This is a genomic window from Thermococcus sp., from assembly GCF_015523185.1.
Taxonomy (GTDB): domain Archaea; phylum Methanobacteriota_B; class Thermococci; order Thermococcales; family Thermococcaceae; genus Thermococcus.
The window spans coordinates 1-22022 of the sequence record NZ_WAKV01000022.1 but is presented as its reverse complement, the minus strand read 5'-3'; the positions used below and the strand labels follow the sequence as shown (position 1 = coordinate 22022).

The window sequence follows — 22022 nt, the reverse complement described above, 5'->3', positions numbered from 1 at the left end:
GTCAGTCGGCTAATTTATGGAGTTCGTTTATAAATTTATCGCTCTTCCTCATTAGTATCTTGAGCGCTATGCTCACTATTTCCTCAACGGGGAGCTCTCCGTTAGTTTCAACGGTAAAGACGAACGTTTCGGGCACTACTTCTTCCCTAATCTTCTCGCCCTCGTATGGCTCGAACTTCCTCGGGAGGTAGAAGGCCTTGGTTGTGGTTATGACAATCTCGTCCTCCTTTTCCTCAACGGGCAGTCCTCTCCTCTCGGCAAGCTCCTTAAGCTCCTCCCAATCGGGAACTTCCTTGCTCACGTGGATTCTCGTGAGGTACTTGTAGTAAACGAAGCCGGGTTGCCACTTTGCGTGGTCCTTACCGCGGCCGAGCTTGGCGTAGGCGTTGAAAACTAACCGCTGACCCTCGGCAAGCTTGACTATCGGAATGTCTGGGTTGGCGGGTTTTATCCCCTCGTCGCTACTCTTGAGGTCGCCGGAATAAACCACGCCCGGACCCTCAGCTTCGAGGGAGAGTGTAACAGTGTAGTTGTCGAGCTCAAGTGAATCGAGTGAAAACCTTTCAACTGGGGTTGTGAGTGGAATCATAGCAAGCCTGTGGGCAATTATCTCGTCAAAGAGAGCCGAGTCGTTTTCAAAGAACTCGACCTCATCAACGGCAAAGGTCGGAACTTCGGCAAGAATAGTCCTCCTGAGGGCGTTGGCAAAGGCAACGTCTATGCCTTCAACGATGAACTTTATCGAGTCCTCCCTCTTTTCTAGAATCTTAAACTTCGGCTCCATTTGCACCACCAAAAAAGAAGTTGTAGGGGTCAGACGCGCCTACCGCGCCTACCGCCCTTGGGTCTGGTCCCATCGTGAGGTATCGGTGTGACATCTTCGACGCGCCCTATCTTAAGGCCTGCCCTAGCGAGAGCTCTAATGGCCGCCTGGGCACCCGGACCGGGGGTCTTGCTCTTGCTTCCTCCAGGAGCGCGAACCTTGATGTGGACGCCAACGAAGCCCTTCTCCATGGCTTCTTCGGCGGCTCTTTTGGCGGCAATCATGGCCGCGTACGGTGAGGGCTCATCCCTGTCGGCCTTGACGACCATACCACCGCTCCACCTAGAGACAGTCTCTGCCCCGGTGAGGTCGGTGATGTGTATTATCGTGTTGTTGTAGGAGGAGTAAATGTGCGCAACTCCCCACTTCTCCTTCTTCTTAAGGTTAACCTGCTGGGTTTCCTCGCTCATGCCTCACCACCCTGCTTGGCCTGTTCAATAACCATCCTCTCGGGGTGGGATTCCTTGGCGAAGGGAGAGTTCTTCGCGTAGGTTATGGCATCTTCCTCCTCGCGGAGGACGATGTAACCCGGCGAGCGGATTATCTGGCCGTTGACCTCAATGTGGCCGTGAACTATAAGCTGTCTGGCCTGCTTGATAGTCCTGGCGAGACCCTTCTTGTAAACGATGGTCTGCAACCTCCTCTCAAGGACATCCTCAACGGTCAGTGAGAGGACGTCATCGAGAACGGCATCGGCCGGGAGAAGACCGAGCCTGTAGAGCCTCTGGAGAAGCTGCTGCCTCTCAATCTCGGCCTGCTTTCCACGGGCCGCGAGGAGTCTTCTTGCCCTACGCCTAAACTCCTTGAGCTGGGTCTCATGTCTCCAGAGCTCCTTCTTGTTCTTGAGGGCGTATTTTCTCTTCAGAACCCTCTCGCGGTCGAGTCTCTCCTTAATCCAGGGGTGAGATGGAGTTTCATACTTCTTCCTCTGCCTCTTCGGGTCTCCCATTTACACCACCTCACTTCTTTCTCCTGCTAACACCGACAGTAGTTCCGTGCCTGAAGTTGGACCTCGTTCTCTGACCACGGAGAGGCAGGCCAAGCTCGTGCCTTATACCGCGGTAAGCCCTTATCCTCCTCAGCCTGTTGATGTCCTCACGCCAGGCCATGGCGAGCTTGGCCGTAATGAGGTGCAGGTCCTTGCCGGTCTCGTAGTCCTTCGGCCTGTTAACTGCCCAGGCAGGAATTCCGTGGGCGACTGGGTCCTCAAGGATTTTCTCTATGAGCTTGACCTGCTCGTCAGTGAGGTAACCGGCCTTCATGTAGGGGTCAAGCCCTGCAACCCTGAGCACCATAGTTGCAAAGTTTATTCCTATTCCTCTAATCCCTGTCAGTGCCCATCTCAACTGCTTATGTCCATCCAAATCAACGCCCGCAACACGGACTATGTGCCTGAAGTTCTCGGTCATTACGAATACACCTCCCATCCCTCTTGGGAATCAAAGGGATTTTGGCGCCGGGACGGGGATTTGAACCCCGGCGGGCAAACGCCCACGGGCTCTCAAGGCCCGCGCCTTCCCAGGCTAGGCAATCCCGGCGTACACGCGGTAACCGCTCCCCTTCGCGAGCTCTCTCACTTCAGTAAAGTGCTCCTCCATGAGAGCCTTAATATACTTTGCCCCCTGCTTCGTCTTAATCACCAGTTGCAGGAGGCCACCATCGTTGAGATGCTGGGGAGCGTTTATAACTATTTCCCTCAGGATTTTCTTTCCCGCGTGCACTGGGGGATTGGTGATGATTGAGTCGAATTTTTCCCCTTTAACTGGCTCGTAGAGGCTTCCCCACCTGACCTCGGCGTTTCTAACGCCGTTGATTTTTAAGTTTTTCCTCGCTATACTAACCGCCCTCCTGTTCACGTCGGTCATAATAACATAGTCAACGAAGCGGGAAGCGACTATTCCGATTGCCCCGTAGCCGCAGCCTAAATCCAGAACGCGCCAGTTCTCACCAAGAACCATGCTCTTTATCAACAGCTCAGTCCCCCTGTCGAGCTTGCCGAACGAAAACACACCACTCGCCGTAATGAACTTGAAGCAATGTCCCCTGATGCAGACCTCTATAGTCTTCGTCCTCAGCGGTGTGCTCGGCTCTTCTGAGTAGTAGTGGGTCATAGTGGAGGGTAAGAGAAGGGGTTTATCAACCTTTGCTTGCACAGAGTCGGGTAAAAAGATGTGGCAAAAGCGCACTCACTTGGCCCAAAGTTTCGGATACCAGTCCCTCGGCATGAAGACCTTGTCCACGTCAACCGCTATGCCCTTGCTCTTCCTCAGCATGTCAGCGCTGCTCATCTTGGCCTTTCCCAGAGCGACGAGCTCATCCTTGAGGGTCATTATGGCAACGAGGTCGCCCTTCTTGATGCCCTTGTGGAGCTTTACTATGCCGGGGACCGCTAAATCTGCACCATGGGTAACTGCCGCAACGGCGGAGTCTCTAATCCAGACCTTGGGGAGGTGTTCAACAGCCTTCTCCATCGGCTGTATCGCCTGCCTGAAATACTTCTCAACCCCATCCTCCTTCCAGAAGTGGTAATAATCAACGAGGTCGTGAAGCGTCACTAGCGTCTCGTCTTCCTTGAAAGGTCCACTCCTAGTTCTCCTGAGCTCGGCCATGTGGGCTCCAACACCGAGAGCCAAGCCTATGTGGTGGATGAGCGAACGGATGTAGGTTCCAGCCTCGACGCCCACCCTGAAGAGAACGTCCCTACCCTCTATCTCGAGGACATCAATGTAGTAAACCTTCCTTGTCCTCAGCCTTCTCTTCACCGCGCTCCTAAGCGGTGGCCTCTGGATAATCTCCCCCTGAAATTCCCTCATGACTGCTAGAATTTTGTCCTCAGGGACGTCACCGTGGAGGTGCATCAGAGCGACGTACTCCTTTCCTGCAGGAAGAAGTGCCTGAACAACTCTGGTGGCCCTCTCTAAAGCAACCGGCAAAACGCCACTGACCTTCGGGTCGAGGGTTCCGCCGTGACCAGCCTTGCTCAGGTTGAAGAGCTTCTTAATCCACGCAACAACTTCGTGGCTCGTCGGGCCGGGGGGCTTATCAAGGTTTATAATTCCGAACTGCATGTGCATCTCAATCGGTCTATTCTCAGGGGGAAAGCCCCACTTCGGGTTGGTCTCGGCCTTCTCGTCCTTAACTAGAACTTCCCGCTTTATATCTGCCGGAAGGATTCTCCTAACTTCATCCCTTGCCATGAGCATCACCAGATGAGCGTTATCGACCAAGACTCAAAATATTGCCTTATAAACCCACCTAATACCGGAAACGATACGTGAAAACGGGACAGTTGGGGAGGTACTTGATAAGCTTCAGATAACTGGGCACGAAAACCTCCCGCTTGCCTTTCTCAAGGCCTTTCATTATCGCATTAACGACATCTTCGGGCTCTATTGAACCCTTTGGATAGGGTACGTTGTTCCGTGTGAAAAACTCCGTTTTAACCTGCTTGGGATAAACACGCATAACGTGGATTCCTCTTTCCCTTAGTTCTCTCTCAAGGTTCACAGCTAGATAGTGCAAAGCTCCTTTAGCGGCGCAGTATGACGGTAACTCCGGGACGTTCACAAAGGCAACCCCGCTTATCACAAAAACAACTGTCGAGCCCTCACCAAGGAAAGGCAGAAGCTCACGGGTAAGTTCCACCGGAGCAAGGGTGTTTACCTTGAAAAGGTTCTCAAGTTCCTCATCAGAATGCTCTAGAAGGGGCTTCCTGATTGCGTAACCGGCGTTGTTTACGAGAACATCAAGCCTTTTAACACCAAACTCTCCAAGGGAATCGGAAATTTTTCTTGCGACATTGGGCTCGCTCAAATCGGCAAGGATATAGGAGAAGTTCCTAAGAGACTTTAGTTCCTCAAGCCTCTCCTTTCTCCTTCCCACACCAATAACGCGAAAGTCCTTCTCAACCAGAGCCCTGACAAGGAGCCTTCCGATACCCCCCGTTGCGCCAGTAACTAGAGCAGTTCTCATTCCCACCACCAAGAAAAAGAACATGGTAAGGTGTTAAGAAATTATTGAGGAAAAGAGTGAGGAATGTTTCCTCACTCGAGGCTTATGCCGGCCTCTTCGAGGGCCTTCTTTATCTCCTCGTCGGAAGCACCGCGCTCGATGTTAACTTTCTCCGGGAGGGGCTCAAGGTGCTTGACGTTCATCCTCCTGCGCTTGACCTTGTTTAGACCAGCGCCGGTAACAAGGACGAAGTTTTTGTCTATTATGTCGGCAACGACGACCTTCTGTCCGGCCCTCCTTCCGGCAATAACGACGGCAATCCTTCCGACCTCAATAGCTGGCATTCATCCCACCTCCTTACCTTTGTTAGACCCCGCGTCGCCGTCGGGGTAAAGGTGGTCGATGGCGGCCTTCACAATCGCGAAGACCCCATCGGGACCCCATTTGGCAGTGTTTATGATTAAATCATAAATCGACTTGTCCTCGATGTCAATCCCGTAGAGGTTTAAATACCTTTTCCTGTTCTGCTTCTCCCTCTCAGCAATCTGAACAAAGGCCTCCTCAACTGAGATACCTTCTCTCTTAGCGACTCTCCTGGCGCGCTCCATTATGGGAGCGTCGAGCCATATCTTAAGGTCGGCGTCCTTAACCATCCAGCCGGCTAAACGACCCTCAATGACGACGTTACATTCCTTGGCCGCCTCGACCTGCCTCCTGTCAACTTCCCTGTCTATCTCTGGATGAAGCTCCACATACTTCTGAAACTCCTCGAGGGTCATGCCCCTTTCCTTGGCCATCTGCCGGAATATCAAACCGGCGTAGATGTGCTTAAAGCCGTAGTGCTTGGCCAGGTTTCTGCAGAGGGTTGTTGTTCCGGACCCGGCCAGACCGCTGACTGTTATAACGAGGCAGCCCTTGGGCATAGGCGCACCTCATCCAAGGGAAGCCCTGACCTGGGCCTTCATAACCTTCCTCATACAGCTCGGGCAGAGGTTCGGATAGGGTCTCTCGGGCCTCTTTTTGGTCTTAGGGAGCTTTCTGAGCTCGCTCGGCCTTCCACGAGGAACTCCGTTGAGTGGCCTGCCACAGAGGGCGCAGTGGGCTATCTTTGGCTTTCTCCTCTCGAAGTGTATCACCGTTCTTCCTCCCGGAGTCCTAACGTACTTCCTCCTCCATGACCTTGAGCGATACATCGGCTTCATACTCTCACCTCGCAACCCCTTTCAGCGGAGCGTTTTTAAATTTATCCCATGTCAAGGAGCTTTCTTAGGACCATACCAATCACATAGCTCGAAAGGACGTACCAGCCGAGATAACCCAGTTCACTTCCCGAGAGGGCTGAGTGGTACATCCTGTGGAACCAGTCAAAGAGGAAGAAGTTGAAGGGGGCCTTGACTATGGCAACCTCCGTGTACCACATTCTAAGCCAGCTAAAGAATATCCAGAATATGGGCATCGTGAGAAGCATTGGAACCATTTGCTGTCTCATTAACTCTCCCTGCATTTTCATGAGCTCGAGCTGTTTTTGCTGGGCCTTCCGGAGCTTCTTCTCATCCCCGCTTTTCTGGGCTTCCCTCATTTCCCTCTGAACCTCCTTTGCGAGCTTCTGCAGTTTTCTCTGCTTCTCGATATCAGTGAAGAAGTAGTAAAGCAGTGTGTAAAACCCCCCGATTATGAACCCCATAAAAGTTATTACCCAGAGGGGCTGATAGTTCATTATAAAGGGCCCGAATACATTGTTGAGGGCTTGATATATACTCTCAATCATACTCACTCACCGCCAGGTCAAGCACTTGAACGAGTTCGTTAACAGCTTCCTCCAAACCCTTGTCTTCGTGATTCTCGATTATCTTTATTAGGGCGTTGGAGTGCATAGCATAACTTACTGCGGCAGCCCTGTTCAGGTCCTGATGCCTCTCAATCTGCTCCTCGGTTTCAACGTCCCTGTCCCTCTTGAGGTCCCTGAGACGTCTACCCAGAATCTCGCTAGGCGTTGCTTCAATTATAACTATGAAGTTTGGGTTTATAACCTCAATAACCTCCCTAGGAAAGCCAAGAAGGTACCCCACTGGGGTCCTTATTGTCGCGTGGGTATCGAGTAGAACAGGTTCCTCCTTGGCTATCTCTACTATCTTCTGCGCCGCTTTGAGCTGGAGCCCCCTTTGCGTTTTCGGGTCAAGCTTTCTCATCTCATCTCTGTGCTTAACGAGACCCGCTTTAACGGCTTCCTCAAACATTAGGTCTCCAAAGTTAACGAGCCTGAACTTGGCCCGGGTTCTCTTGAGGGCAAGTCTAGTGATGGTACTCTTACCAACCCCTGGAATGCCAGTAATCATGACCACAAACGGCATAGCTCTCACCCGGGAGGTTCTGATGGGTAAAGGAAAAACGGCCTTAAAAGGTTTTGCAAAAAAGGAAAGTCACTTGGCAAAGAACCTTCTAAGAGCTGGGAACATCTCCGTTGCCTGCTCCCTGGCTATCTCTTCGTAGAACCTGTAGAGTATACCAACGGTCAGCAGTATTCCAGTTCCCGTTCCCAAGGCACCGAGGAAGTCCGCAAGCACTGCAACTAATGCTAGTGTGAAGGAACCCCAAAAGGTAACGTATGGTATATAGCGCTGGAGGACTCTCTCAAGAATTCTCGGGTCGCGCCTGAATCCAGGAATTTGAAGTCCTGCCTGCTGGAGCTGCCTAGCTATGCTTTTGGCATCGAGGCCAGTAAGCTCAACCCACAGGAAACCGAATATCAGCGACCAGAAGATAGTCATTATAGCGTATACGAACGCCCTCCACGGGTCGGCGATAACATGGAAGATATCCCTAGGCGGGTAGAGGTAGGTGACGAAACCGCTGGCAGGATATCCGTTCTGGTCGAAGGTTCCTAGCCACGTTATGCCATAGTTGTTAAGTAGCCTAGCCCAGAGCTGGATGTTAGCGTAGAGGGCCATGGTGAGGATTATTGGAATGTTGCTGACGTACATGAACCTTATTGGATACCTACCGCGGACGGTAACGCGGCCGTAACTGAGTGGAATCTCAACACGCATGCTCTCGAGGTAAACGACGATTAGAAACACCACAATCGTTCCAGTTAACTTGACCATATCCGGCAGGGTTCCACCGCGGTAAATGGCACCGGTTATGTCCCCCTTAAGCAGGTGCTGTATAAAAGCCGGGATGGCACCGACTATTGCCGGCTGGCCTGTGAGCGGGTCTATGTACTCCTTGCTCGGAACGGGGGCAAGGGCCTTATAGATGACAGTCTGCGAGACTCCAGCGGCAATGAACAGGCTTATACCACTTCCGATTCCCCACTTGCTCACGAGCTCGTCGAGGAGTATGAGCATCGTTGATGCAAAGCCGAGCTGAAGGATTATCAGTATTGCAAGGCCTAGCCCAATATAGATGAACCCATCTGGACTTGTAACCGTCTGAAACGCTCCAATTGATGTGCTAACTTTACCAAAGGCACCGGCGAAGACGTAGATGGCCGCTTCGAAGAAGCTCATGAACACTGAGAATAACTTCTGAGTGGCCTGGTAAAACCTTCTATCCTCTGGATTCGAGAGATCGAGTTTAACTATTTCAGAACCGACGAGGAGTTGCATGATTATACTCGCGGTAACGATGGGACCGATACCCAGGGTTAAGAGGGAACCGCTTCTACCGGCGAGCACAAAACGGAGCGTTGCGAAGTAATCCTGAACCTTGGGCGGGATTCCATACAGTGGGATTTCAGCGAGGATGAAGTACAACAGTAAAACTATGCCCGTCCACATGAACTTCTCCTTAAGGGGAACGTGTCTTTTCGGCCTCTCAACTTCGGGGAAATAGCGCTCTATGGCGTAAACAATGTCCCTAACCTTTCCCATAGTCGACACCCGCCAAAAGTTGAAAGAAATCAGGCGAGGATAACCTCGCCACCGGCGGCCTTAATCTTCTCCTCGGCCTTCGGCGTAACGTAGTATGCCTTGACAACGATTGCGCGGGTAAGCTTTCCTGTGCCGAGAACTTTGTCAACGCCAAGCTGGGTCGCATCGAAGACGAGCTTTCCTTCCTCCTCGTAGATGACGCCCATGTCCCTGAAGAGCTCGAAGTTCTCGTCGATGTCGCTTAGGTTAATGACCTTGGGGATGTAAGTTACCGCCTTGGGCCTGTGGAAGCCCCTCTTCCCAAGGTGGTCAGGGGCATATTTGATGGTCCAGGTAAACTTCTGGTCCTTCCTCTTACCGGTACCAGCCATACCGCGGCCGCCCTTGCTTCCACCGCCGCGGTGCTTCTTCTTACAGCCCCAACCATGAGTGTGACTTCCTCGAAGTTTCCTAACCTTTTTCCTCCTCCTAATCATCTCTCGCCACCTCAGAGCATTCTCTCAATGAGCTCGTTAATCTTCTCGCCCCTGTAGCCGAGGGCCCCACCCTCCTTGAATGAGCGCTTCTTGCTTCCCTTGAGTCCTCCCCTCGGCGGGTGGAGCCTGAAGACGGGCTTGATATTCGGCAAGTCCCTGAGCTTCATCTCGCCGTTGATAACTTTTTCAGCGAACTCCTCAAGGCTCATCCCGAGTTTCTCTTGAACGTACTCATCTGTGATAGGCTTGTTGCCGACGAGTCTTCCGCGCTTTCTGAGGAGCTTGACGAGGGTTTCCTTGTCAATCTCGCCCCAGGTGATGTAGTCCTTGACCTTCTGTATCATCCCGCGGTAGCTGGGGGTGTCATCGACTATGACGAGGTGGTTAATCCTGTGAAGGCAGAGCATGGCGAGGGTATCCCTAACTTCACCCCTTGCCCTAATTCCACTCCTAAGCCTTATGAGCGCTAACTTAGCCATCTCCTCTCACCTCACAGCTCAAAGCTCTGGGGCATCGCCCTGCCGACGACGATACCGTACTTCTCCTCCATACCTGGCTGTATAGCTACGCGGTTGGTATTGTAGAGGGCGTTAAAGACAGCTTTGGCGAAGTTGACCGTTGTTCTCGTCTCACCGAGGGTCTGTGACCAGACGTCCTGTACACCAGCGAGGCTCAGTATCTTCTTGCCGACGTCACCTATGACGAGACCAAGGCCACGCGGTCCGGGCATGAGCTTAACTCTAACGCTACCCTCTTTGCCCTCGACGGCAAAGGGAATCGAGTGTGGCCTTCTGCACCTGCATTCCCAAGAACCACAGCCGCGCTTGATTTCGATGATGTTCATCTTGGCGTAACTGATGGCTTTCCTGATGGCTATACCGACTTCCCTTCCGTGACCGATTCCAAGGCCGACGTAGCCGTCCCTGTTGCCAACGGCCGCGAGAACGCGGAAGCGAATCCTCCTACCGCTGTCGGTCATTCTAACGGTCAAAGCAATGTCGAGCACTTCCTGGTTCTCCCTGAGGTTAACCTCGGGAAGGAGGACGTCAACTATCTCGGGCTCCTTTATCTGGTAACCCTTCCTGAATATCTCGTGAATGTCAGTTATCTGGCCTTCCTTAACGAGCCTTCCGAGTTTCGTTTTTGGCTCCCACTCCTCAAGAACCCTCTGGGCAATCTCTCTCGGGTCGCTCATTCTCTCGCCCCCTCAAACTTCTCGATTATCTTGGCCTTAACCTCATCAAAGTGCTCGGGGAGCTTCTCGGGCTCAAGGCCCTTGACAAGGTAGCCACCGAACTGCCTCCTGTAGAGGCTCTCGTCTTCTTCTTTAAGGGCCTTGGCGTACTCCGCTATGTGCTCGCCCCTTATCCTGTAGTCCTCGGGGAATATCTCCTCGCTGTGCGGGACGTTCAAGCCAGCATCTACAGCACCCTTTAGGACTGCGAAAACGCTTGAGCCCCTGGTCGGCGGGTGGAGACCTATGTCGAGTATGGCTTCCTCAACACCGGCCTGTTTCGCCTTATAACCTATGAGGAGACCGAGCAGATAAGCGCTCGGGGTGTTTCCGGTGTGACCCTTCCAGCCGAAGTCCCTGATAAGCTCCCTGGTGTGGGCGGAAACTATAGTCCTGTCGCCCTTGGGGTCGTAGACTATAATCTGGGCTATGTGATGGTTGAGGCTCTTTCTAACAACGAGCCTCGGCTTCTTGCTCTTGAGGAGCTTGAGCCTCTTGTGGTAGTTGGTCTTACCCTCTCTCCTCCTCCTAAAGGGAACCCTATACCTTGGTCCTCTCGCCATTTATCTCACCTCACTCCTTCAAGATACCGTGCTCCTGCATAAACAGGTAGAGCTGCCTCTTGTTCTTGAACTGGCCACCCTTGGCCCTTATGTAGAGCCTCCTGTAGGTGTGGGCGTCAATCTTGCCCTCAGCCTTAAGCTTCCTGAGTTCCTTCCTGAGAGCCCTTATGGTCATCATCCAGACTTCCTTCTTGCCCATCCTGGCAGTCTTCTTACCCTTCCTGCTTCCGGGGCCCCTGTGGCGCCCCTTCTTCCTGGCCTCGTGGAAGGCTCTCGCGCGAGCCCTGCTCTGGCCCTTGATGGGCTTCTTCTTTATGACGCCATCGTGAATGAGCCTCTTAATGTCCTCACGGGTTATCGCGGCGGCAACATCGTCAATCCTCTCGGGGTCAATCCAAACCCTGTTCTCACCGCACTTCAAAATGTCGGCGGCAATCCTTCTCTGCATCTTGAGCATGAACATCACCTCGCGTTGAGGACCTTAATCCCGAGCTCCTTGGCCCTGGCAAGTATAACCTCTCTCTTCCTCGCACCGACGGTTCTCGCTATCCTGGCGGCCTGCCTGGTCGGGTCTATGGCCTCAAGCTCCTTGACGTTGTGAACGAGGACTTCCTCGTAACCGCTCGGGTGAAGTCCGCGAACGGCTTTAGGTGAGCTCCAGCCTATGCTTGGTGAGCGTGGCTTGCCCTTCTTCTTGAGCCTCATCTTGCTGTCAATTCCCTTCGGCCTTCTCCACTTGGGGTCGTTCTTGAACTTCGGAAACCTCCACCACTCCTGGCGGAGGAACCTCGGCTTCTTCCTCTTGAGCTTAGCCCTCACCCTAAGGAGTCTCGCCTTCTCGTCCATTTCTCACACCTCAGAACTTTATCGGCTTGCCAGCCTTCTCAACTATGTAAATACCATCCTGGAATACTCTTCTATCCCACTTTGTTATCCTCGTGGCCTGCTCGATGTTTGCCGCGGTCTGACCAACGGCTTCCTTGTCAATTCCCTCAACGGTTATCTCCTGACCACGAACCTTAACGGTCACACCGGGCAGTATCTTGGCCCTCCTTGGAGCCTTCTCGCCAAGAAAGTTCTCAATGACGACCTCGTCACCCTGAACTTTAACTGAGATTGGGAAGTGGCTGTAAACAACCTTAAGCTTGTAGGTGAAGCCCTCAGTGACGCCCTTAATCATGTTGGCTATGTGAGCCTTGAAGGTTCTCGCTATGGCGATGTCCTTCTTCCTTGGGAACTCCTTGTAGATAACGACCTTACCATCCTCAGTGAATATCTGAACGCCAGGGTACTTGAACTCTCTCTCAAGTTCCCCCTTCGGCCCCTTGACCTTGACGATGTTGTTCTCAACGGTGACCTCAACGCCCTCTGGAATCTCAACCTCTTCCCTTACCCACGCGTCTATCGGCATTTCTCTCACCTCAGTAGACGTAGGCTATCAGCCTTCCGCCAATGCCCTTCTCAAGGGCCTCTTTGTGAGTCATAACGCCCTGGGAGGTCGAGACTATGAGTATACCGAACTCGAAAGCCGGGAGGAACCTCTTCTCCCAGTACTCGTAGTCCTTGGCCTTAACCGGGAACCTCGGTTTGATAGCTCCGGCCTTGTTTATCTTACCTATGAGCTGAACCCTGTAGATACCAGCCCTGCCATCGTCTATGAACTCAAACTCGCCGATATAGCCGTTCTCTTGCATAACCCTCAACACTTCGCCGATTAGCTTGGAGGCGGGCTTTATGTAAACTTCTTTCTTTCCAACCCTCTCGCTGTTGGTTATGTGGGAAAGAGCGTTCGCAAGCGGGTCAAGCAGAGTCATCGCCTCTCACCTCACTCATACTTCTTGAAGCCGAGTTTTGGAGCGACCTCGCGGAAGCAGTGCCTGCAGAGCATCAGGCCGTGTATCCTGATTATCGGGCCGTACTGACCGCAGCGCATGCACCTTCTCGCTCCCTTACCAAACTTCCTCGGCTTCCTCTTGTTGTAATCAGCCTTCGCCATCTCACAATCCCTCCACGTTAACCTTGAACTCCTCAATAGCGAAGACTATACCTTCCTCCTTCGTTAGCTTGTGCCTGTTCGGTATCTTCCTCCTCTGCCTCTTCCTCTTGGCGACCCTAAAGCCGGGCCTCTCAAGGGTGACGCAGACGTCCATACCGAAGATACCAATCTCGGGGTCGTATTCAACACCCGGTATGTTAATGTGCTCCTGGATTCCAAAGCAGAAGTTTCCATGCTCGTCGAAGTTGCCGACGCTGAGCCTCCTGTCAACGGCCTCCAAAAGCCTGTCAAGCATCTTGTAGGCTTTCTTCCCACGGAGGGTAACCTTGACGGCTATCGGCTCACCGCGCCTTATTCCAAAGTCCTTGTTGGTCTGTTTGGCCCTTCTCCTTATCGGCTTCTGGCCGACCAAGTCTTGGAGCATCTTCTCGGCTTTGGTAAGCCTCTCACCGCTCTCGCCAACGCCTATGTTTATCGTAACCTTCGCAATCCTCGGCTTCCTCATCGGGTGAGCTTCCCAGTCTGCGAGGATAGCCTCCCTGTTAATCTGCATCGTCTCTCACCTCACGGAAGGGAAATCTCCGGCTTGTCCTTACCAACGACAAAGGCGTACTCCTTCAGAGTATCAAAGAGCTCGCCGTTCTCGTCCTCGATTGTAACGACGTCGGGCCAGCCCATCGGGAAGTGCCTGACTTCGACTATCTTACCCTTTCTGGCAACGTTCTTACCCTGAGTGACGAAGACGTAGGCGCCGACCTCGAAGGGCAGTATCTTAACTATCTGCCTCTCCGGAACCTTCATGATGACGGTATAAGAAGTTCTATAGGCGTCCTTCTCGGCGAGGTTAACCAGGTGGTTGCTTCCATCGTGAAGGTTGAGCTGAACCTTGGCCCCCTTAACCATTCTCTTGTTGTCAATCCTGAAGGGCTTGAGCTTCGCTTCCTCCTCGCTTATTGGGTGGAGGATGAGCTTGCCAATCCTGTTGGGCAGAACCCTGTAGTGCTCGCCGGTTTCAGGTATTGAAATTACGTCCATGATTCCAACCGGGAACTTGTAGTCCTTCCTAACGCGACCGTCAACGAGCACCTTGCCCTCGTTGAGTATCTTCCTTGCCTCCCTAGCGGTTCTCGCGTAGCCGAGGTAGTCCCTGATTATGTAAATCAGGGGTATTGAAGTCTTCATGCTGTGCGGACCTGGACTCGGGCGAACAGCCCACTTGTAGGATTTCCTGTGAATGTACCAGGCGGTCGGGGCGGCAAGCCTCTTAAGGTGCCTCTTCGGACCCTTTCTCGCCATCACTCAGCCCTCCTCTTAATTATCTTCTCTCTCCTCTCATCGTCGAGGTTGAGTTCGACAATCATAACGTTCGACGGGTGAAGCGGGTAAAACACCTCGGTTCCATCGGTCCTCTTCTGAGTGACGCCCTCAACGTGAATCCTGTACCTCTTGAGGTCAACCTCGACGACCTTTCCTTCCTTACCCTTGAAGTCGCCACGTATGACCTTAACCTTGTCACCGACCCTAATCGGAAGGTTTCTGACGCCGTACTTCTCCCTGAGTTCCTTGCTCAGGGCAGCACTCATTATCTTGCCCCTGAGGTGAAGGGGAGCGTTGTAGAGGAACTTCCTCTGCTTTCTCGGCTGCTTCATATCAAGCTTCATAACTCTCACCTCACAGCACTATACTCGCTATACTACCGAGCCTGACCCACCTCTCGGCAGCCTCTCTGGCTATGGCACCCCTGATTTCGGTTCCCCTCGGGACGCCTTCGGGGGTGACTATTGCTGCCGCGTTGTCCTCGAACTTGACACGCATTCCGTCGAGGCGCCTGTATTCTTTCCTCTGCCTGACAACAACAGCTCTAACGACCTGGTGCCTCATATCGGGCCTTCCCTTCTTAACGGTGGCAACGACCATATCACCAACGCCAGCTGAGGCAAGTCTCCTCCTTGTTCCCTTGTAACCAACGACGCCTATTATCTGAATGACCTTGGCACCGCTGTTGTCGGCGACCTTGAGGTAGGCACCAATCGGAAGGGCGCGAGTTGGCCTGACGGGGCTAATTCCTCTGGTTGCACCTGCACCCTTCTTGGCCATGGCTTCACACCCCCTCCTTCCTCTCGGCCCTCTCAAGAACCGCCACGACGACCCAGCTCTTGGTCTTGCTTATGGGCCTAGTCTCGGCTATAAGAACCTTGTCCCCGACCCTAGCGTTGATGCACTCGGGGTTGTGGGCGTGAATCTTGCTCCTCCTGAGCTCGTAACGCTCGTATTTCTTGAGGTAGTGGTAGTACTGCCTCTCCACTACCACCGTCTTCTTACCTTTATCACTGACGACTACACCCTCAAAGTATCTCCCGTGTATCTTGAGGTTCCCGTGCCAGGGGCACTTGGGGTCATTACACACCTCAGCGGGAGGCTGAACCCTCAATCCAATCTCTCTCATTTCCGCCACCTCTTCTTCAGTCTCATCTCGGGCCTTCCAATCAAATCACGACCGTTGATTCGGATTTTCTCATCACCGAGGTCGAACTCAATCTCGACCACGTCCTTTGGAACTACCCAAACCCTCTCCCCACCTATGGTGAGGGTGTTCCTCGTCTCGTCAAGGACGTAGCCCTCGATGCCGACCAGCTCTGGATGAGATGCCCTTATAATCTTTGCTTTCAGCCCTATGAGCTCGTGCCAGATTATATTTTTCCGCGTTACTCGACCTCTATGAGCTCCTCTGAAAATCCAAGGTCGGCGAGCAACTTCTTGATACGATCCCTGTGGTCGCCCTGTAGCTCTATTCTTCCCTTCTTTACGGTTCCGCCACATGCCAGCTTCGCCTTCAGTTTCTTTGCTATGTCCTCAAGGTCAAACTCTTTCTCATCTATGCCCTCGATTATGGTCTTGAGCTTTCCGTAACGGGCCCTTTCGATGTAAACCCTAATCCTCTGCTGTTCCTTTAGCACTTCTTTAAAGAGCATCTCATCCAGAGGGTTAACAATCCTCGGCACCTAACCTCACCTTTTCTCCCTAAGCTTCTCCTTTTTTATTGTAAGCAGGCGCGCGATGTCGCGCCTGAGGTTCCTAATAACCATGGGGTTCTCCAAGGAAGCCCCCATGGTGAGCACGCCACGCTCCTTGGCAAGCTCAAGGCGGAGCTCCCTAATCTTCTTGTCTATCTCTTCAATGCTCATCTCCCTAATCTCACTGGGCTTCATTGCCACTCACCTCTTCCTCGACTATCTCCTTGACCTCAATCTCATCAGGCAACCTAGCGTCGGGCGGCATTATGGCGACCTTAACACCTATGACACCGAGCTTGAGTAGGGCCTGGGCGTAGCCCTTGCTGACGAGTGTTTCTGCCGGGTTTCCAACCTTAGCAAGGTAGCCCTGATAAAACCTGACGCTTTTCGCCCTTTCTCCGGTGAGCTTTCCGCTCAGACGAATCTCGACACCTCTAGCTCCGTTCCTCATGATGGCCCTTATTGCTGAATAAGCGGCCCTCCTGAAGTGGATTCCCCTCTCAAGAGCCTGGGCAAGCCTTACCGCTTGGACCTTGGCGTTGAGGTAGGGGTTCTTGATTTCCTCGACTTCAATCTGCGGGTTCTCGAGGCCAAACTGCCTCTCAAGGATTCTTGTGAGTTCTCTAATGCGTCTTCCACCCCTTCCTATAACGTAGCCGGGGTGGGCAGCAAAGATAATGACCTTGGTTCCAAGGGGGGTCTTCTTTATGTCAAGACCACCGTATCCCCCACGCCTGAGCTCCTTCTCAAGGTACTCGTCGATGAGCATTTCCTTAACTCCTTCCTTGATGAAGTACCTCTCGATGGCCAAAGGTCTCACCTCCTAATCTCCTCGACGACTATCTCTATGTGAGTCGTTTCCTCGTTGAAGGGGGTTGCCCTTCCAAATGCCCTCGGAATGTAACCCCTAAGGACGGGTCCCCTGTGTGCTGCCGCGTGGATTATCTTGAGCCTGTCAACGTCAAGGCCCTTCTGCTCGGCGTTGTTCTTGGCGTTGAGGAGTATCTTCTTGACGGCCTTGGCGACCTTGACAGGATACCTACCTGGACCAAAGCCCTTACCCGGCTTGTGGCCCTGGCTGTCATTGTAGCGCTTCATCGGAACCGGTCTCTTCTTGGCTATGACGTCGTCGAGGTAGCGGAGAGCGTCGTTAAGCATCATACCCCTTATTTCTCTAAGGAGCTCGACGCTGTGCTTGGGTGAGATTCTAAGGTCTCTACCGCTGGCACGAGCCATCCTCTCAGGGTCAAAATTTTGGAATGAGTAGGAAAACCTGCCCCTGCTCATCTAAACCACCTCACTTGATTGCCACGAACATCGAGGACCTAGTAGCTCCGACACCCGGTGAGCCGTGCTGGACGACCTTTCTAGTCATAGCGAACTCACCGAGGTAGTGACCTATCATCTCCTCTTTAATCTGAACTGGGACGAACTCCTTGCCGTTGTAGACGTGAATTGTCATGCCGACCATCTCAGGGAGGATGACCATATCTCTGCTGTGGGTCCTTATGGGCTTGTTGTACTTGCCCTTCTTAGCAAGGCGAATCTTTCTAAGGAGCTTCTTCTGCTCCGGGGAAAGACCACGCTTAAGGCTCCTCCTCTGTCTGGCCGGGAGAAGCTTGGCGAACTCTTCAAGGGACATGTTGAGCAACTCATCAAGAGTATAACCCCTGTATCTAAACTCCTTCTTTCTCGCCATCTTCACTTCCTCCTACCGGTTCTTCTCGCGGCTATGTGACCGACTTTCCTTCCGGGCGGAGCGCGCCTCGAAACGGTTGAAGGCCTACCGATGTGGTGCTCCTTACCACCGTGGGGGTGGTTGACGGCGTTCATCTTAACGCCTCTGGGCTTCGGCCAGAACCTGTTTCTGGCCTTGGCGATGTAGTAGGCCTTACCGGCCTTGACGATTGGCTTCTCAAGCCTTCCACCGCCGGCAACGACACCTATTGTTGCCCTGCACTCGGGCTTAAACTGCTTGAGCTCACCGCTCGGGAGCTGGACGATGACCTTGTCCTTCTCCCTGCTGACGACGAGGGCGTATGTTCCTCCAGCGCGAACGTACTTTCCACCGTCGCCCGGAATTCCCTCAATGTTGTAGACGTAGGTTCCCTCCGGTATCTTAGCAAGCGGAAGGGTGTTGCCTATCGCTATAGGGGCCTCAGGCCCAATGTAGACTTCCTGTCCAACGAGAACTCCCTCAGGAGCGAGGATGAGCTTCTTGGTTCCGTCCTCGAACTTAACGCGGGCAACCGGGGCTGTTCTTCCCGGGTCATGGAGGATTTCTTCAACGACTCCCCTGAGGGTCTTCTCCTTCACAACGTTAAGAGGAACGTATTTGACGGCTCCCCTGTACCTGTGAGAGGGAGCCCTAAAGGTCGTGGTTCCCTTACCCCTTCTCTGCTGGATGAGACTCTTTCCCATATCACATCACCTCAGAACAATCCCAACCTCGCGGCCACTTCACTCGCATCGTATTCGGGCTTGAGCTTGACGTAGGCCTTCTTCTCTCCCCTCATGGTTATGAGGGTGTTGACCTTTTCGACCTTGACGTTGAACATCTCTTCCACGGCCCTCTTGATGTCGGCCTTGGTGGCTCTTCTGTCAACTATAAAGGTGAGCTTGTTCTCCCTCTCGATAAGCGAAACGGCCTTCTCGGTAACGAGTGGCCTTATGATAACCTTATAGGGGTCCATCTCTCATCACCCGTAGATTTCCCTAAGCCTCTCTATAGCACCTTTCGTCCAGATGGTAAGCCTTCCGGGGTGGGTTCCCGGGGCAAGGAGCTCAACGCCGAGGTTGTCAACGGTAACCACATCGACACCCGGGTGGTTCCTCGCTCCCTGGAAGATGCCCTCGTTCTTGGCCACGACGATGAGCGGGCCCTTGGCCTTCTTATATCTCCTGCCGCGCATCTTACCCTTTCCAGCGCGAATCTTGGTGTTCCTCTTGGCCCTCTCAATGTCGTCCCAGACGCCGAGCTTCTTGAATATCTCCCTAGTCTGAGCGGTCTTGAAGACCTTCTCGAGGTCGTCAACGACGACGAGCGGGAAGGCGGGAACGTTGTCCACAACGTGCCCCCTTGCCTTCACAAGGTCGGGGTTAGCGGTGGCAGCAATGGCGCTCATTATAGCTAACCTGCGCTCCTTCTTGTTTATGTCCTCCCAGATTATCTTCTCGACCTTCGGCGGGTGGGTCCTTCTTCCACCAACGGCGAAGGGAACGAAAGCTGCGAACCTCGGCGGGGTCTTTATCCTCTCGACCCTCGCCATCCCGTGGCCCTTTCCGATGTTCTCGGTAACGCGCCTCTTACCGGCCTGCGGGTCCCTTCCCTGGGGCTGTATCCTGTGGGTCCAGGAAGCGATGACAGCTCTCCTGATGAGGTCGGGCCTGAAGGGTGTACTAAATACCTTGGGAAGCTCTATCTCCTCAACGGGCTCGCCTTCGAGGTTGAAGACCTTAACCTTCATTTATCTCACCTCACTGCTTGGACTCCCTACTGACGTAGGTTATCTGCGGCCTCTCAACGGGTGGCTTCTTCTTGGGCGGCCTTATGGCGGGCCTAACTCTAATTATCCTCTTGAAGGAACCAGGAACGCTACCCTCAATCATGAGGAAGTCGCTTCTTATGATGCCATAGTGCGGGAAGCCGCCCTTGGGGGTTATCTCAATCTCGTTGCCGTTAAGCTCAAGCTTCCCATTCTCGCCTATCGCAATAAGCCTCTTGTTGAACTCGGTCCTGTGGTGGAAACCCATCTGACCGGCCTGCGGAACTGTCCACATAACACGAGCGGGGTGCCACGGACCGAGGTTACCGATGTGTCTGCCCTTTCCAGCACGCTGGGCCTTATGGAACTGAACCTTAACTCCCCATCTCTTAACGGGGCCCTGGGTTCCCTTGCCCTTGGTTACGGCTATAACGTCGAGAAGCTCTCCCTCGTGAAGAACTTCGCTTGCCCTTATTTCCTTTCCTATCTTCTCCTTGGCGTAGGCGAACTTGGCCTTGACGTCGTCACCACCGATGGCGTACTCCATGACTTCCGGCTTCTTCTTGAGCTTGATGAGCCAGGGCTGGGTGTGGACGAGAAGTCTGATATCAACTATCTCGCCGTCGTTAACGAGGTCCTCAAGCTGACCAAGCTTGGCCTTGAAAGCTTCCTCGTCGTAGTTCTTCGGCAGGGTCTTTATGCGCCTCTTGACGTTGTCGTTGAGCTCGTGGAACCAGACCTCTGTGGCAGTTTCAAGTCCGAGGTAGCCCTGCTTGTAGGCCCTTATTCCATAAACGAAGAGCGGCGGAACCTCGACTATTGTCACCGGAACGAATATCTCCTTGCCCTTGGTAAGTCCAGGACTGTCGTCTATCATGAGGATGTGGGTCATTCCGGCCTTGTAGCCAGCAAATCCCAGCATCCTAACTTCACTGTCCTTTGGCCATCTCTTGATTCTCGGAACTACACTTTTAGCCCTCTTCCTCGGGCTGAAGGCGAGTGAACCTCTCCTTGGTCTGTGAACCTTTCCCATCTCAATCCCTCCTCATGAGATTGAACACCGCCAGCGTGGCTAACAAAGCTTCCTCGGTGCGGACGGTTTTAGTTCTCTGATTTGGAATCGTGTTGAGCACGAAATCAAACTCGTACTCGCCGCCGAGGAGCTCCATAACTCCCTTCCTCGGCGAACCGAAGACGATACCAACATCCCCCTCAAGGGGGGGAAGACGAACCTTTCTCACGTCGCGACCTTTCCGAGAGGTCGCGATTGCCAAATCCAGCCGAGCCTTTTTAAGTGTTTTCGCCAGGGGCTTGCCGCTCAGGTGGACTCTGTAACCCCAATATTCCACTGGCTTCGCTGGTACGACCTTCAAAGGTCGTGTTGAGACGATTCTGAACGTCGTCCTGCCTTCAACGTCCCCCTCTACGATTGCCAGCTCGTCGAGGCCGATGTCCGCGTAAACCAGCTTCCCCCTTCGAAAGGCGTAACCCTCCCGTATTTCGCCGACCTTCGGTTTTCCCTTGAGCTTGTGGTGGGGCGTTCTAAGGGGCGGAACAACGCCGATGTACTTCAACTCGGGCATTAGGGGGAACAGCCTCTTCCTGAGGTACTGCGGGGTTTCCATGTACTCGAGGACGGTTTTTATGAACTTCCCGTCCCTTCCGCCAGCTTTGTAAATCCAGATGTGCTCAACGCCAAATATTGCACAGGCCCTTGCAACCTGCCCAACTTTGTACGTTCGGATTTTTGGGTCGTCGGTTTCTTCAAGCAGGGAATCGGGAATGAAGACGTGCCAAGCCATTTTCCCTCATCCTGTCCCTACTGTCTCCCCTAAGCTGAAGGGAGCTTATGAGGACTATTTAAAAGACTTTCGAACCCTGCAACCCATTTTTGATCCGGAAAGTATGAAACTTTTTTGCAAAGGGAACTTCGCCCTCGCGAAGTTTGATTAAGGTCAGTAGCTCATCGCTGAACTTTCAGAGCTATGAGTGTGATCCTTTTTCAAACGCCCATTCCAAAAACGGAATTCAACTCGACGGACAGGGAGATTATTAGGAGTTCCTGCCCATTGACGCCCTTCGGGCATCGATTTAAAGTGAACTCACTCTTAGCGACTTGTTTTTGTAGGTTCCACAGAATTAAAAGTGTCAGTAGCTAGATCACCAGCCCAGATTAGCTTCACCAAAGTTCGTGATCCCCAATGGAGGCTCTACTCCGGGGGATTTCAAGTGAATTCATGGCATTAACGAGGGATTCACTCGATGGGCTCCCATTGAGAGAGGGTTAACTTTTACCGTGTTCCGGAGGAGCACTAAAAAGGCGGACCCACCTGAAAAACGCTCTTGATAAAGAATCCATCCCCAAAAGGCAACTTTAACGAGAAATCCCACCAAGATTGCCATTTTAAACCAGAATCATGAACCTTGATCAAACTTCGCGCAGGCGAAGTTTGTAACTGGTGGGCCCGCGGGGCTTCGAACCCCGGACCTCCGCCTCGTGAGGGCGGCGTCATAACCAGACTAGACCACGGGCCCGCCCGGAGTATGGGAGGCAAACAAAAATATAAAGCTTTCGCTAAACTTCCTCCAGAATCTCCTCCGGGGCGTT

At 53.0% G+C, this 22022-nt stretch carries 38 protein-coding genes and 2 tRNA genes; all 40 read right to left on the bottom strand.

The genetic code is table 11. The features are described 5' to 3' along the window. Nucleotide 1: 1 nt before the first annotated feature. The gene (locus tag F7B33_RS02500) at nucleotides 2-784 is read right to left on the bottom strand and encodes a DNA-directed RNA polymerase subunit D (protein WP_297063644.1); all 783 of its coding nucleotides are present in this window, start codon (nucleotides 782-784) and stop codon (nucleotides 2-4) included. 29 nt (nucleotides 785-813) lie between these two features. Next, a complete protein-coding gene (locus F7B33_RS02495) occupies nucleotides 814-1233 on the bottom strand; it encodes a 30S ribosomal protein S11 (protein WP_297063642.1) in 420 nt (139 codons plus the stop codon). Then, entirely contained in the window at nucleotides 1230-1772 is a 543-nt protein-coding gene (locus tag F7B33_RS02490; RefSeq protein ID WP_297063640.1) for a 30S ribosomal protein S4, read from the bottom strand. Before F7B33_RS02490 ends, F7B33_RS02495 begins: the two co-directional genes overlap by 4 nt. A 10-nt stretch (nucleotides 1773-1782) precedes the next feature. Continuing rightward, nucleotides 1783-2232, bottom strand: a complete 450-nt coding sequence (locus F7B33_RS02485) for a 30S ribosomal protein S13 (RefSeq protein WP_297063638.1) — start codon at nucleotides 2230-2232, stop codon at nucleotides 1783-1785. Between the two features lie 42 nt (nucleotides 2233-2274). Beyond that, nucleotides 2275-2361, bottom strand: a tRNA-Ser gene (locus tag F7B33_RS02480). Beyond that, nucleotides 2347-2934, bottom strand: coding sequence for a class I SAM-dependent methyltransferase (locus F7B33_RS02475; RefSeq protein WP_297063637.1), 588 nt, complete (start codon nucleotides 2932-2934; stop codon nucleotides 2347-2349). The genes F7B33_RS02480 and F7B33_RS02475 overlap by 15 nt, the downstream gene beginning before the upstream one ends. A 75-nt stretch (nucleotides 2935-3009) precedes the next feature. Further along, entirely contained in the window at nucleotides 3010-4020 is a 1011-nt protein-coding gene (locus tag F7B33_RS02470; RefSeq protein WP_297072966.1) for an RNA-guided pseudouridylation complex pseudouridine synthase subunit Cbf5, read from the bottom strand. Nucleotides 4021-4078: 58 nt separating this feature from the next. After that, complete coding sequence (locus F7B33_RS02465) at nucleotides 4079-4795, bottom strand: SDR family NAD(P)-dependent oxidoreductase (RefSeq protein WP_297063695.1); 717 nt, start codon at nucleotides 4793-4795, stop codon at nucleotides 4079-4081. A gap of 71 nt (nucleotides 4796-4866) precedes the next feature. Then, the gene (locus tag F7B33_RS02460) at nucleotides 4867-5118 is read right to left on the bottom strand and encodes a 50S ribosomal protein L14e (protein WP_042692860.1); all 252 of its coding nucleotides are present in this window, start codon (nucleotides 5116-5118) and stop codon (nucleotides 4867-4869) included. Then, nucleotides 5119-5697, bottom strand: a complete 579-nt coding sequence (cmk, locus tag F7B33_RS02455) for a (d)CMP kinase (protein ID WP_297063635.1) — start codon at nucleotides 5695-5697, stop codon at nucleotides 5119-5121. Between the two features lie 9 nt (nucleotides 5698-5706). After that, nucleotides 5707-5976: a 50S ribosomal protein L34e gene (locus F7B33_RS02450; protein ID WP_297063632.1), complete on the bottom strand. Its 270-nt coding sequence runs from the start codon at nucleotides 5974-5976 to the stop codon at nucleotides 5707-5709. Between the two features lie 41 nt (nucleotides 5977-6017). Next, nucleotides 6018-6542: an EMC3/TMCO1 family protein gene (locus F7B33_RS02445; protein WP_297063629.1), complete on the bottom strand. Its 525-nt coding sequence runs from the start codon at nucleotides 6540-6542 to the stop codon at nucleotides 6018-6020. Continuing rightward, entirely contained in the window at nucleotides 6535-7125 is a 591-nt protein-coding gene (locus F7B33_RS02440; RefSeq protein WP_297072915.1) for an adenylate kinase, read from the bottom strand. Before F7B33_RS02440 ends, F7B33_RS02445 begins: the two co-directional genes overlap by 8 nt. Before the next feature lie 69 nt (nucleotides 7126-7194). Next, nucleotides 7195-8646: a preprotein translocase subunit SecY gene (secY, locus tag F7B33_RS02435; RefSeq protein WP_297063625.1), complete on the bottom strand. Its 1452-nt coding sequence runs from the start codon at nucleotides 8644-8646 to the stop codon at nucleotides 7195-7197. A 29-nt stretch (nucleotides 8647-8675) separates the two neighbouring features. Beyond that, entirely contained in the window at nucleotides 8676-9122 is a 447-nt protein-coding gene (locus F7B33_RS02430) for an uL15m family ribosomal protein (RefSeq protein ID WP_297063623.1), read from the bottom strand. A gap of 11 nt (nucleotides 9123-9133) precedes the next feature. Then, a complete protein-coding gene (locus F7B33_RS02425; RefSeq protein ID WP_297072913.1) occupies nucleotides 9134-9601 on the bottom strand; it encodes a 50S ribosomal protein L30 in 468 nt (155 codons plus the stop codon). A gap of 11 nt (nucleotides 9602-9612) precedes the next feature. Next, nucleotides 9613-10317 carry a 30S ribosomal protein S5 gene (gene rpsE, locus F7B33_RS02420; RefSeq protein WP_297063619.1) on the bottom strand — a complete coding sequence of 235 codons (705 nt, stop codon included), beginning with the start codon at nucleotides 10315-10317 and terminating at the stop codon, nucleotides 9613-9615. Continuing rightward, entirely contained in the window at nucleotides 10314-10919 is a 606-nt protein-coding gene (locus tag F7B33_RS02415; RefSeq protein ID WP_297072911.1) for a 50S ribosomal protein L18, read from the bottom strand. The genes rpsE and F7B33_RS02415 overlap by 4 nt, the downstream gene beginning before the upstream one ends. A 10-nt stretch (nucleotides 10920-10929) precedes the next feature. After that, entirely contained in the window at nucleotides 10930-11382 is a 453-nt protein-coding gene (locus F7B33_RS02410; protein ID WP_297063615.1) for a 50S ribosomal protein L19e, read from the bottom strand. Continuing rightward, nucleotides 11382-11765, bottom strand: a complete 384-nt coding sequence (locus tag F7B33_RS02405) for a 50S ribosomal protein L32e (RefSeq protein ID WP_297063614.1) — start codon at nucleotides 11763-11765, stop codon at nucleotides 11382-11384. Before F7B33_RS02405 ends, F7B33_RS02410 begins: the two co-directional genes overlap by 1 nt. Nucleotides 11766-11775: 10 nt before the next feature. After that, entirely contained in the window at nucleotides 11776-12330 is a 555-nt protein-coding gene (locus F7B33_RS02400; protein WP_297063611.1) for a 50S ribosomal protein L6, read from the bottom strand. A 10-nt stretch (nucleotides 12331-12340) separates the two neighbouring features. Beyond that, the gene (locus tag F7B33_RS02395) at nucleotides 12341-12733 is read right to left on the bottom strand and encodes a 30S ribosomal protein S8 (protein WP_297063609.1); all 393 of its coding nucleotides are present in this window, start codon (nucleotides 12731-12733) and stop codon (nucleotides 12341-12343) included. An 11-nt stretch (nucleotides 12734-12744) separates the two neighbouring features. After that, nucleotides 12745-12915, bottom strand: coding sequence for a 30S ribosomal protein S14 (locus F7B33_RS02390; protein WP_011250478.1), 171 nt, complete (start codon nucleotides 12913-12915; stop codon nucleotides 12745-12747). A gap of 1 nt (nucleotide 12916) precedes the next feature. Then, the gene (locus F7B33_RS02385) at nucleotides 12917-13468 is read right to left on the bottom strand and encodes a 50S ribosomal protein L5 (RefSeq protein WP_297063601.1); all 552 of its coding nucleotides are present in this window, start codon (nucleotides 13466-13468) and stop codon (nucleotides 12917-12919) included. Between the two features lie 11 nt (nucleotides 13469-13479). Continuing rightward, entirely contained in the window at nucleotides 13480-14211 is a 732-nt protein-coding gene (locus tag F7B33_RS02380) for a 30S ribosomal protein S4e (RefSeq protein ID WP_297063693.1), read from the bottom strand. Beyond that, nucleotides 14211-14576, bottom strand: a complete 366-nt coding sequence (gene rplX / locus F7B33_RS02375) for a 50S ribosomal protein L24 (protein ID WP_297063599.1) — start codon at nucleotides 14574-14576, stop codon at nucleotides 14211-14213. Before rplX ends, F7B33_RS02380 begins: the two co-directional genes overlap by 1 nt. Before the next feature lie 10 nt (nucleotides 14577-14586). Then, nucleotides 14587-15012: a 50S ribosomal protein L14 gene (locus tag F7B33_RS02370; RefSeq protein ID WP_042692821.1), complete on the bottom strand. Its 426-nt coding sequence runs from the start codon at nucleotides 15010-15012 to the stop codon at nucleotides 14587-14589. Nucleotides 15013-15016: 4 nt separating this feature from the next. Next, a complete protein-coding gene (locus tag F7B33_RS02365; RefSeq protein ID WP_297063596.1) occupies nucleotides 15017-15361 on the bottom strand; it encodes a 30S ribosomal protein S17 in 345 nt (114 codons plus the stop codon). Further along, entirely contained in the window at nucleotides 15358-15735 is a 378-nt protein-coding gene (locus F7B33_RS02360) for a ribonuclease P protein component 1 (RefSeq protein ID WP_297063595.1), read from the bottom strand. Before F7B33_RS02360 ends, F7B33_RS02365 begins: the two co-directional genes overlap by 4 nt. After that, the gene (gene yciH / locus F7B33_RS02355) at nucleotides 15621-15887 is read right to left on the bottom strand and encodes a stress response translation initiation inhibitor YciH (RefSeq protein ID WP_206205113.1); all 267 of its coding nucleotides are present in this window, start codon (nucleotides 15885-15887) and stop codon (nucleotides 15621-15623) included. Before yciH ends, F7B33_RS02360 begins: the two co-directional genes overlap by 115 nt. A gap of 36 nt (nucleotides 15888-15923) precedes the next feature. Next, nucleotides 15924-16124: a 50S ribosomal protein L29 gene (gene rpmC, locus F7B33_RS02350; RefSeq protein ID WP_055429654.1), complete on the bottom strand. Its 201-nt coding sequence runs from the start codon at nucleotides 16122-16124 to the stop codon at nucleotides 15924-15926. Beyond that, nucleotides 16111-16740, bottom strand: coding sequence for a 30S ribosomal protein S3 (gene rpsC / locus F7B33_RS02345; protein WP_297063593.1), 630 nt, complete (start codon nucleotides 16738-16740; stop codon nucleotides 16111-16113). Before rpsC ends, rpmC begins: the two co-directional genes overlap by 14 nt. 5 nt (nucleotides 16741-16745) lie before the next feature. Further along, entirely contained in the window at nucleotides 16746-17216 is a 471-nt protein-coding gene (gene rplV, locus F7B33_RS02340; RefSeq protein WP_297063591.1) for a 50S ribosomal protein L22, read from the bottom strand. Between the two features lie 10 nt (nucleotides 17217-17226). Beyond that, nucleotides 17227-17628: a 30S ribosomal protein S19 gene (locus F7B33_RS02335; RefSeq protein ID WP_297063679.1), complete on the bottom strand. Its 402-nt coding sequence runs from the start codon at nucleotides 17626-17628 to the stop codon at nucleotides 17227-17229. A 2-nt stretch (nucleotides 17629-17630) separates the two neighbouring features. After that, the gene (locus F7B33_RS02330) at nucleotides 17631-18350 is read right to left on the bottom strand and encodes a 50S ribosomal protein L2 (RefSeq protein WP_297063589.1); all 720 of its coding nucleotides are present in this window, start codon (nucleotides 18348-18350) and stop codon (nucleotides 17631-17633) included. 11 nt (nucleotides 18351-18361) lie between these two features. Beyond that, entirely contained in the window at nucleotides 18362-18622 is a 261-nt protein-coding gene (locus F7B33_RS02325) for a 50S ribosomal protein L23 (RefSeq protein WP_297063587.1), read from the bottom strand. A 6-nt stretch (nucleotides 18623-18628) separates the two neighbouring features. Next, a complete protein-coding gene (rpl4p, locus tag F7B33_RS02320; protein ID WP_297063585.1) occupies nucleotides 18629-19396 on the bottom strand; it encodes a 50S ribosomal protein L4 in 768 nt (255 codons plus the stop codon). Nucleotides 19397-19406: 10 nt separating this feature from the next. Beyond that, nucleotides 19407-20447, bottom strand: a complete 1041-nt coding sequence (locus F7B33_RS02315) for a 50S ribosomal protein L3 (protein WP_297063584.1) — start codon at nucleotides 20445-20447, stop codon at nucleotides 19407-19409. 1 nt (nucleotide 20448) lies between these two features. Further along, nucleotides 20449-21216, bottom strand: coding sequence for a putative RNA uridine N3 methyltransferase (locus F7B33_RS02310; RefSeq protein WP_297072909.1), 768 nt, complete (start codon nucleotides 21214-21216; stop codon nucleotides 20449-20451). 655 nt (nucleotides 21217-21871) lie between these two features. Beyond that, nucleotides 21872-21949 (bottom strand) — tRNA-Val (locus F7B33_RS02305). Between the last annotated feature and the right edge of the window lie 73 nt (nucleotides 21950-22022).

What these genes read in the sequence shown, in the direction of transcription:
- F7B33_RS02500 (WP_297063644.1), bottom strand. Translation starts at nt 784, where the DNA reads ATGGAGCCGAAGTTTAAGATTCTAGAAAAGAGGGAGGACTCGATAAAG.
- F7B33_RS02495 (WP_297063642.1), bottom strand. Translation starts at nt 1,233, where the DNA reads ATGAGCGAGGAAACCCAGCAGGTTAACCTTAAGAAGAAGGAGAAGTGG.
- F7B33_RS02490 (WP_297063640.1), bottom strand. Translation starts at nt 1,772, where the DNA reads ATGGGAGACCCGAAGAGGCAGAGGAAGAAGTATGAAACTCCATCTCAC.
- F7B33_RS02485 (WP_297063638.1), bottom strand. Translation starts at nt 2,232, where the DNA reads ATGACCGAGAACTTCAGGCACATAGTCCGTGTTGCGGGCGTTGATTTG.
- F7B33_RS02475 (WP_297063637.1), bottom strand. Translation starts at nt 2,934, where the DNA reads ATGACCCACTACTACTCAGAAGAGCCGAGCACACCGCTGAGGACGAAG.
- F7B33_RS02470 (WP_297072966.1), bottom strand. Translation starts at nt 4,020, where the DNA reads ATGGCAAGGGATGAAGTTAGGAGAATCCTTCCGGCAGATATAAAGCGG.
- F7B33_RS02465 (WP_297063695.1), bottom strand. Translation starts at nt 4,795, where the DNA reads ATGAGAACTGCTCTAGTTACTGGCGCAACGGGGGGTATCGGAAGGCTC.
- F7B33_RS02460 (WP_042692860.1), bottom strand. Translation starts at nt 5,118, where the DNA reads ATGCCAGCTATTGAGGTCGGAAGGATTGCCGTCGTTATTGCCGGAAGG.
- cmk (WP_297063635.1), bottom strand. Translation starts at nt 5,697, where the DNA reads ATGCCCAAGGGCTGCCTCGTTATAACAGTCAGCGGTCTGGCCGGGTCC.
- F7B33_RS02450 (WP_297063632.1), bottom strand. Translation starts at nt 5,976, where the DNA reads ATGAAGCCGATGTATCGCTCAAGGTCATGGAGGAGGAAGTACGTTAGG.
- F7B33_RS02445 (WP_297063629.1), bottom strand. Translation starts at nt 6,542, where the DNA reads ATGATTGAGAGTATATATCAAGCCCTCAACAATGTATTCGGGCCCTTT.
- F7B33_RS02440 (WP_297072915.1), bottom strand. Translation starts at nt 7,125, where the DNA reads ATGCCGTTTGTGGTCATGATTACTGGCATTCCAGGGGTTGGTAAGAGT.
- secY (WP_297063625.1), bottom strand. Translation starts at nt 8,646, where the DNA reads ATGGGAAAGGTTAGGGACATTGTTTACGCCATAGAGCGCTATTTCCCC.
- F7B33_RS02430 (WP_297063623.1), bottom strand. Translation starts at nt 9,122, where the DNA reads ATGATTAGGAGGAGGAAAAAGGTTAGGAAACTTCGAGGAAGTCACACT.
- F7B33_RS02425 (WP_297072913.1), bottom strand. Translation starts at nt 9,601, where the DNA reads ATGGCTAAGTTAGCGCTCATAAGGCTTAGGAGTGGAATTAGGGCAAGG.
- rpsE (WP_297063619.1), bottom strand. Translation starts at nt 10,317, where the DNA reads ATGAGCGACCCGAGAGAGATTGCCCAGAGGGTTCTTGAGGAGTGGGAG.
- F7B33_RS02415 (WP_297072911.1), bottom strand. Translation starts at nt 10,919, where the DNA reads ATGGCGAGAGGACCAAGGTATAGGGTTCCCTTTAGGAGGAGGAGAGAG.
- F7B33_RS02410 (WP_297063615.1), bottom strand. Translation starts at nt 11,382, where the DNA reads ATGTTCATGCTCAAGATGCAGAGAAGGATTGCCGCCGACATTTTGAAG.
- F7B33_RS02405 (WP_297063614.1), bottom strand. Translation starts at nt 11,765, where the DNA reads ATGGACGAGAAGGCGAGACTCCTTAGGGTGAGGGCTAAGCTCAAGAGG.
- F7B33_RS02400 (WP_297063611.1), bottom strand. Translation starts at nt 12,330, where the DNA reads ATGCCGATAGACGCGTGGGTAAGGGAAGAGGTTGAGATTCCAGAGGGC.
- F7B33_RS02395 (WP_297063609.1), bottom strand. Translation starts at nt 12,733, where the DNA reads ATGACTCTGCTTGACCCGCTTGCGAACGCTCTTTCCCACATAACCAAC.
- F7B33_RS02390 (WP_011250478.1), bottom strand. Translation starts at nt 12,915, where the DNA reads ATGGCGAAGGCTGATTACAACAAGAGGAAGCCGAGGAAGTTTGGTAAG.
- F7B33_RS02385 (WP_297063601.1), bottom strand. Translation starts at nt 13,468, where the DNA reads ATGCAGATTAACAGGGAGGCTATCCTCGCAGACTGGGAAGCTCACCCG.
- F7B33_RS02380 (WP_297063693.1), bottom strand. Translation starts at nt 14,211, where the DNA reads ATGGCGAGAAAGGGTCCGAAGAGGCACCTTAAGAGGCTTGCCGCCCCG.
- rplX (WP_297063599.1), bottom strand. Translation starts at nt 14,576, where the DNA reads ATGAAGCTTGATATGAAGCAGCCGAGAAAGCAGAGGAAGTTCCTCTAC.
- F7B33_RS02370 (WP_042692821.1), bottom strand. Translation starts at nt 15,012, where the DNA reads ATGGCCAAGAAGGGTGCAGGTGCAACCAGAGGAATTAGCCCCGTCAGG.
- F7B33_RS02365 (WP_297063596.1), bottom strand. Translation starts at nt 15,361, where the DNA reads ATGAGAGAGATTGGATTGAGGGTTCAGCCTCCCGCTGAGGTGTGTAAT.
- F7B33_RS02360 (WP_297063595.1), bottom strand. Translation starts at nt 15,735, where the DNA reads ATGTGGCGGAACCGTAAAGAAGGGAAGAATAGAGCTACAGGGCGACCA.
- yciH (WP_206205113.1), bottom strand. Translation starts at nt 15,887, where the DNA reads ATGCTCTTTAAAGAAGTGCTAAAGGAACAGCAGAGGATTAGGGTTTAC.
- rpmC (WP_055429654.1), bottom strand. Translation starts at nt 16,124, where the DNA reads ATGAAGCCCAGTGAGATTAGGGAGATGAGCATTGAAGAGATAGACAAG.
- rplV (WP_297063591.1), bottom strand. Translation starts at nt 17,216, where the DNA reads ATGAGCAGGGGCAGGTTTTCCTACTCATTCCAAAATTTTGACCCTGAG.
- F7B33_RS02335 (WP_297063679.1), bottom strand. Translation starts at nt 17,628, where the DNA reads ATGGCGAGAAAGAAGGAGTTTAGATACAGGGGTTATACTCTTGATGAG.
- F7B33_RS02330 (WP_297063589.1), bottom strand. Translation starts at nt 18,350, where the DNA reads ATGGGAAAGAGTCTCATCCAGCAGAGAAGGGGTAAGGGAACCACGACC.
- F7B33_RS02325 (WP_297063587.1), bottom strand. Translation starts at nt 18,622, where the DNA reads ATGGACCCCTATAAGGTTATCATAAGGCCACTCGTTACCGAGAAGGCC.
- rpl4p (WP_297063585.1), bottom strand. Translation starts at nt 19,396, where the DNA reads ATGAAGGTTAAGGTCTTCAACCTCGAAGGCGAGCCCGTTGAGGAGATA.
- F7B33_RS02315 (WP_297063584.1), bottom strand. Translation starts at nt 20,447, where the DNA reads ATGGGAAAGGTTCACAGACCAAGGAGAGGTTCACTCGCCTTCAGCCCG.
- F7B33_RS02310 (WP_297072909.1), bottom strand. Translation starts at nt 21,216, where the DNA reads ATGGCTTGGCACGTCTTCATTCCCGATTCCCTGCTTGAAGAAACCGAC.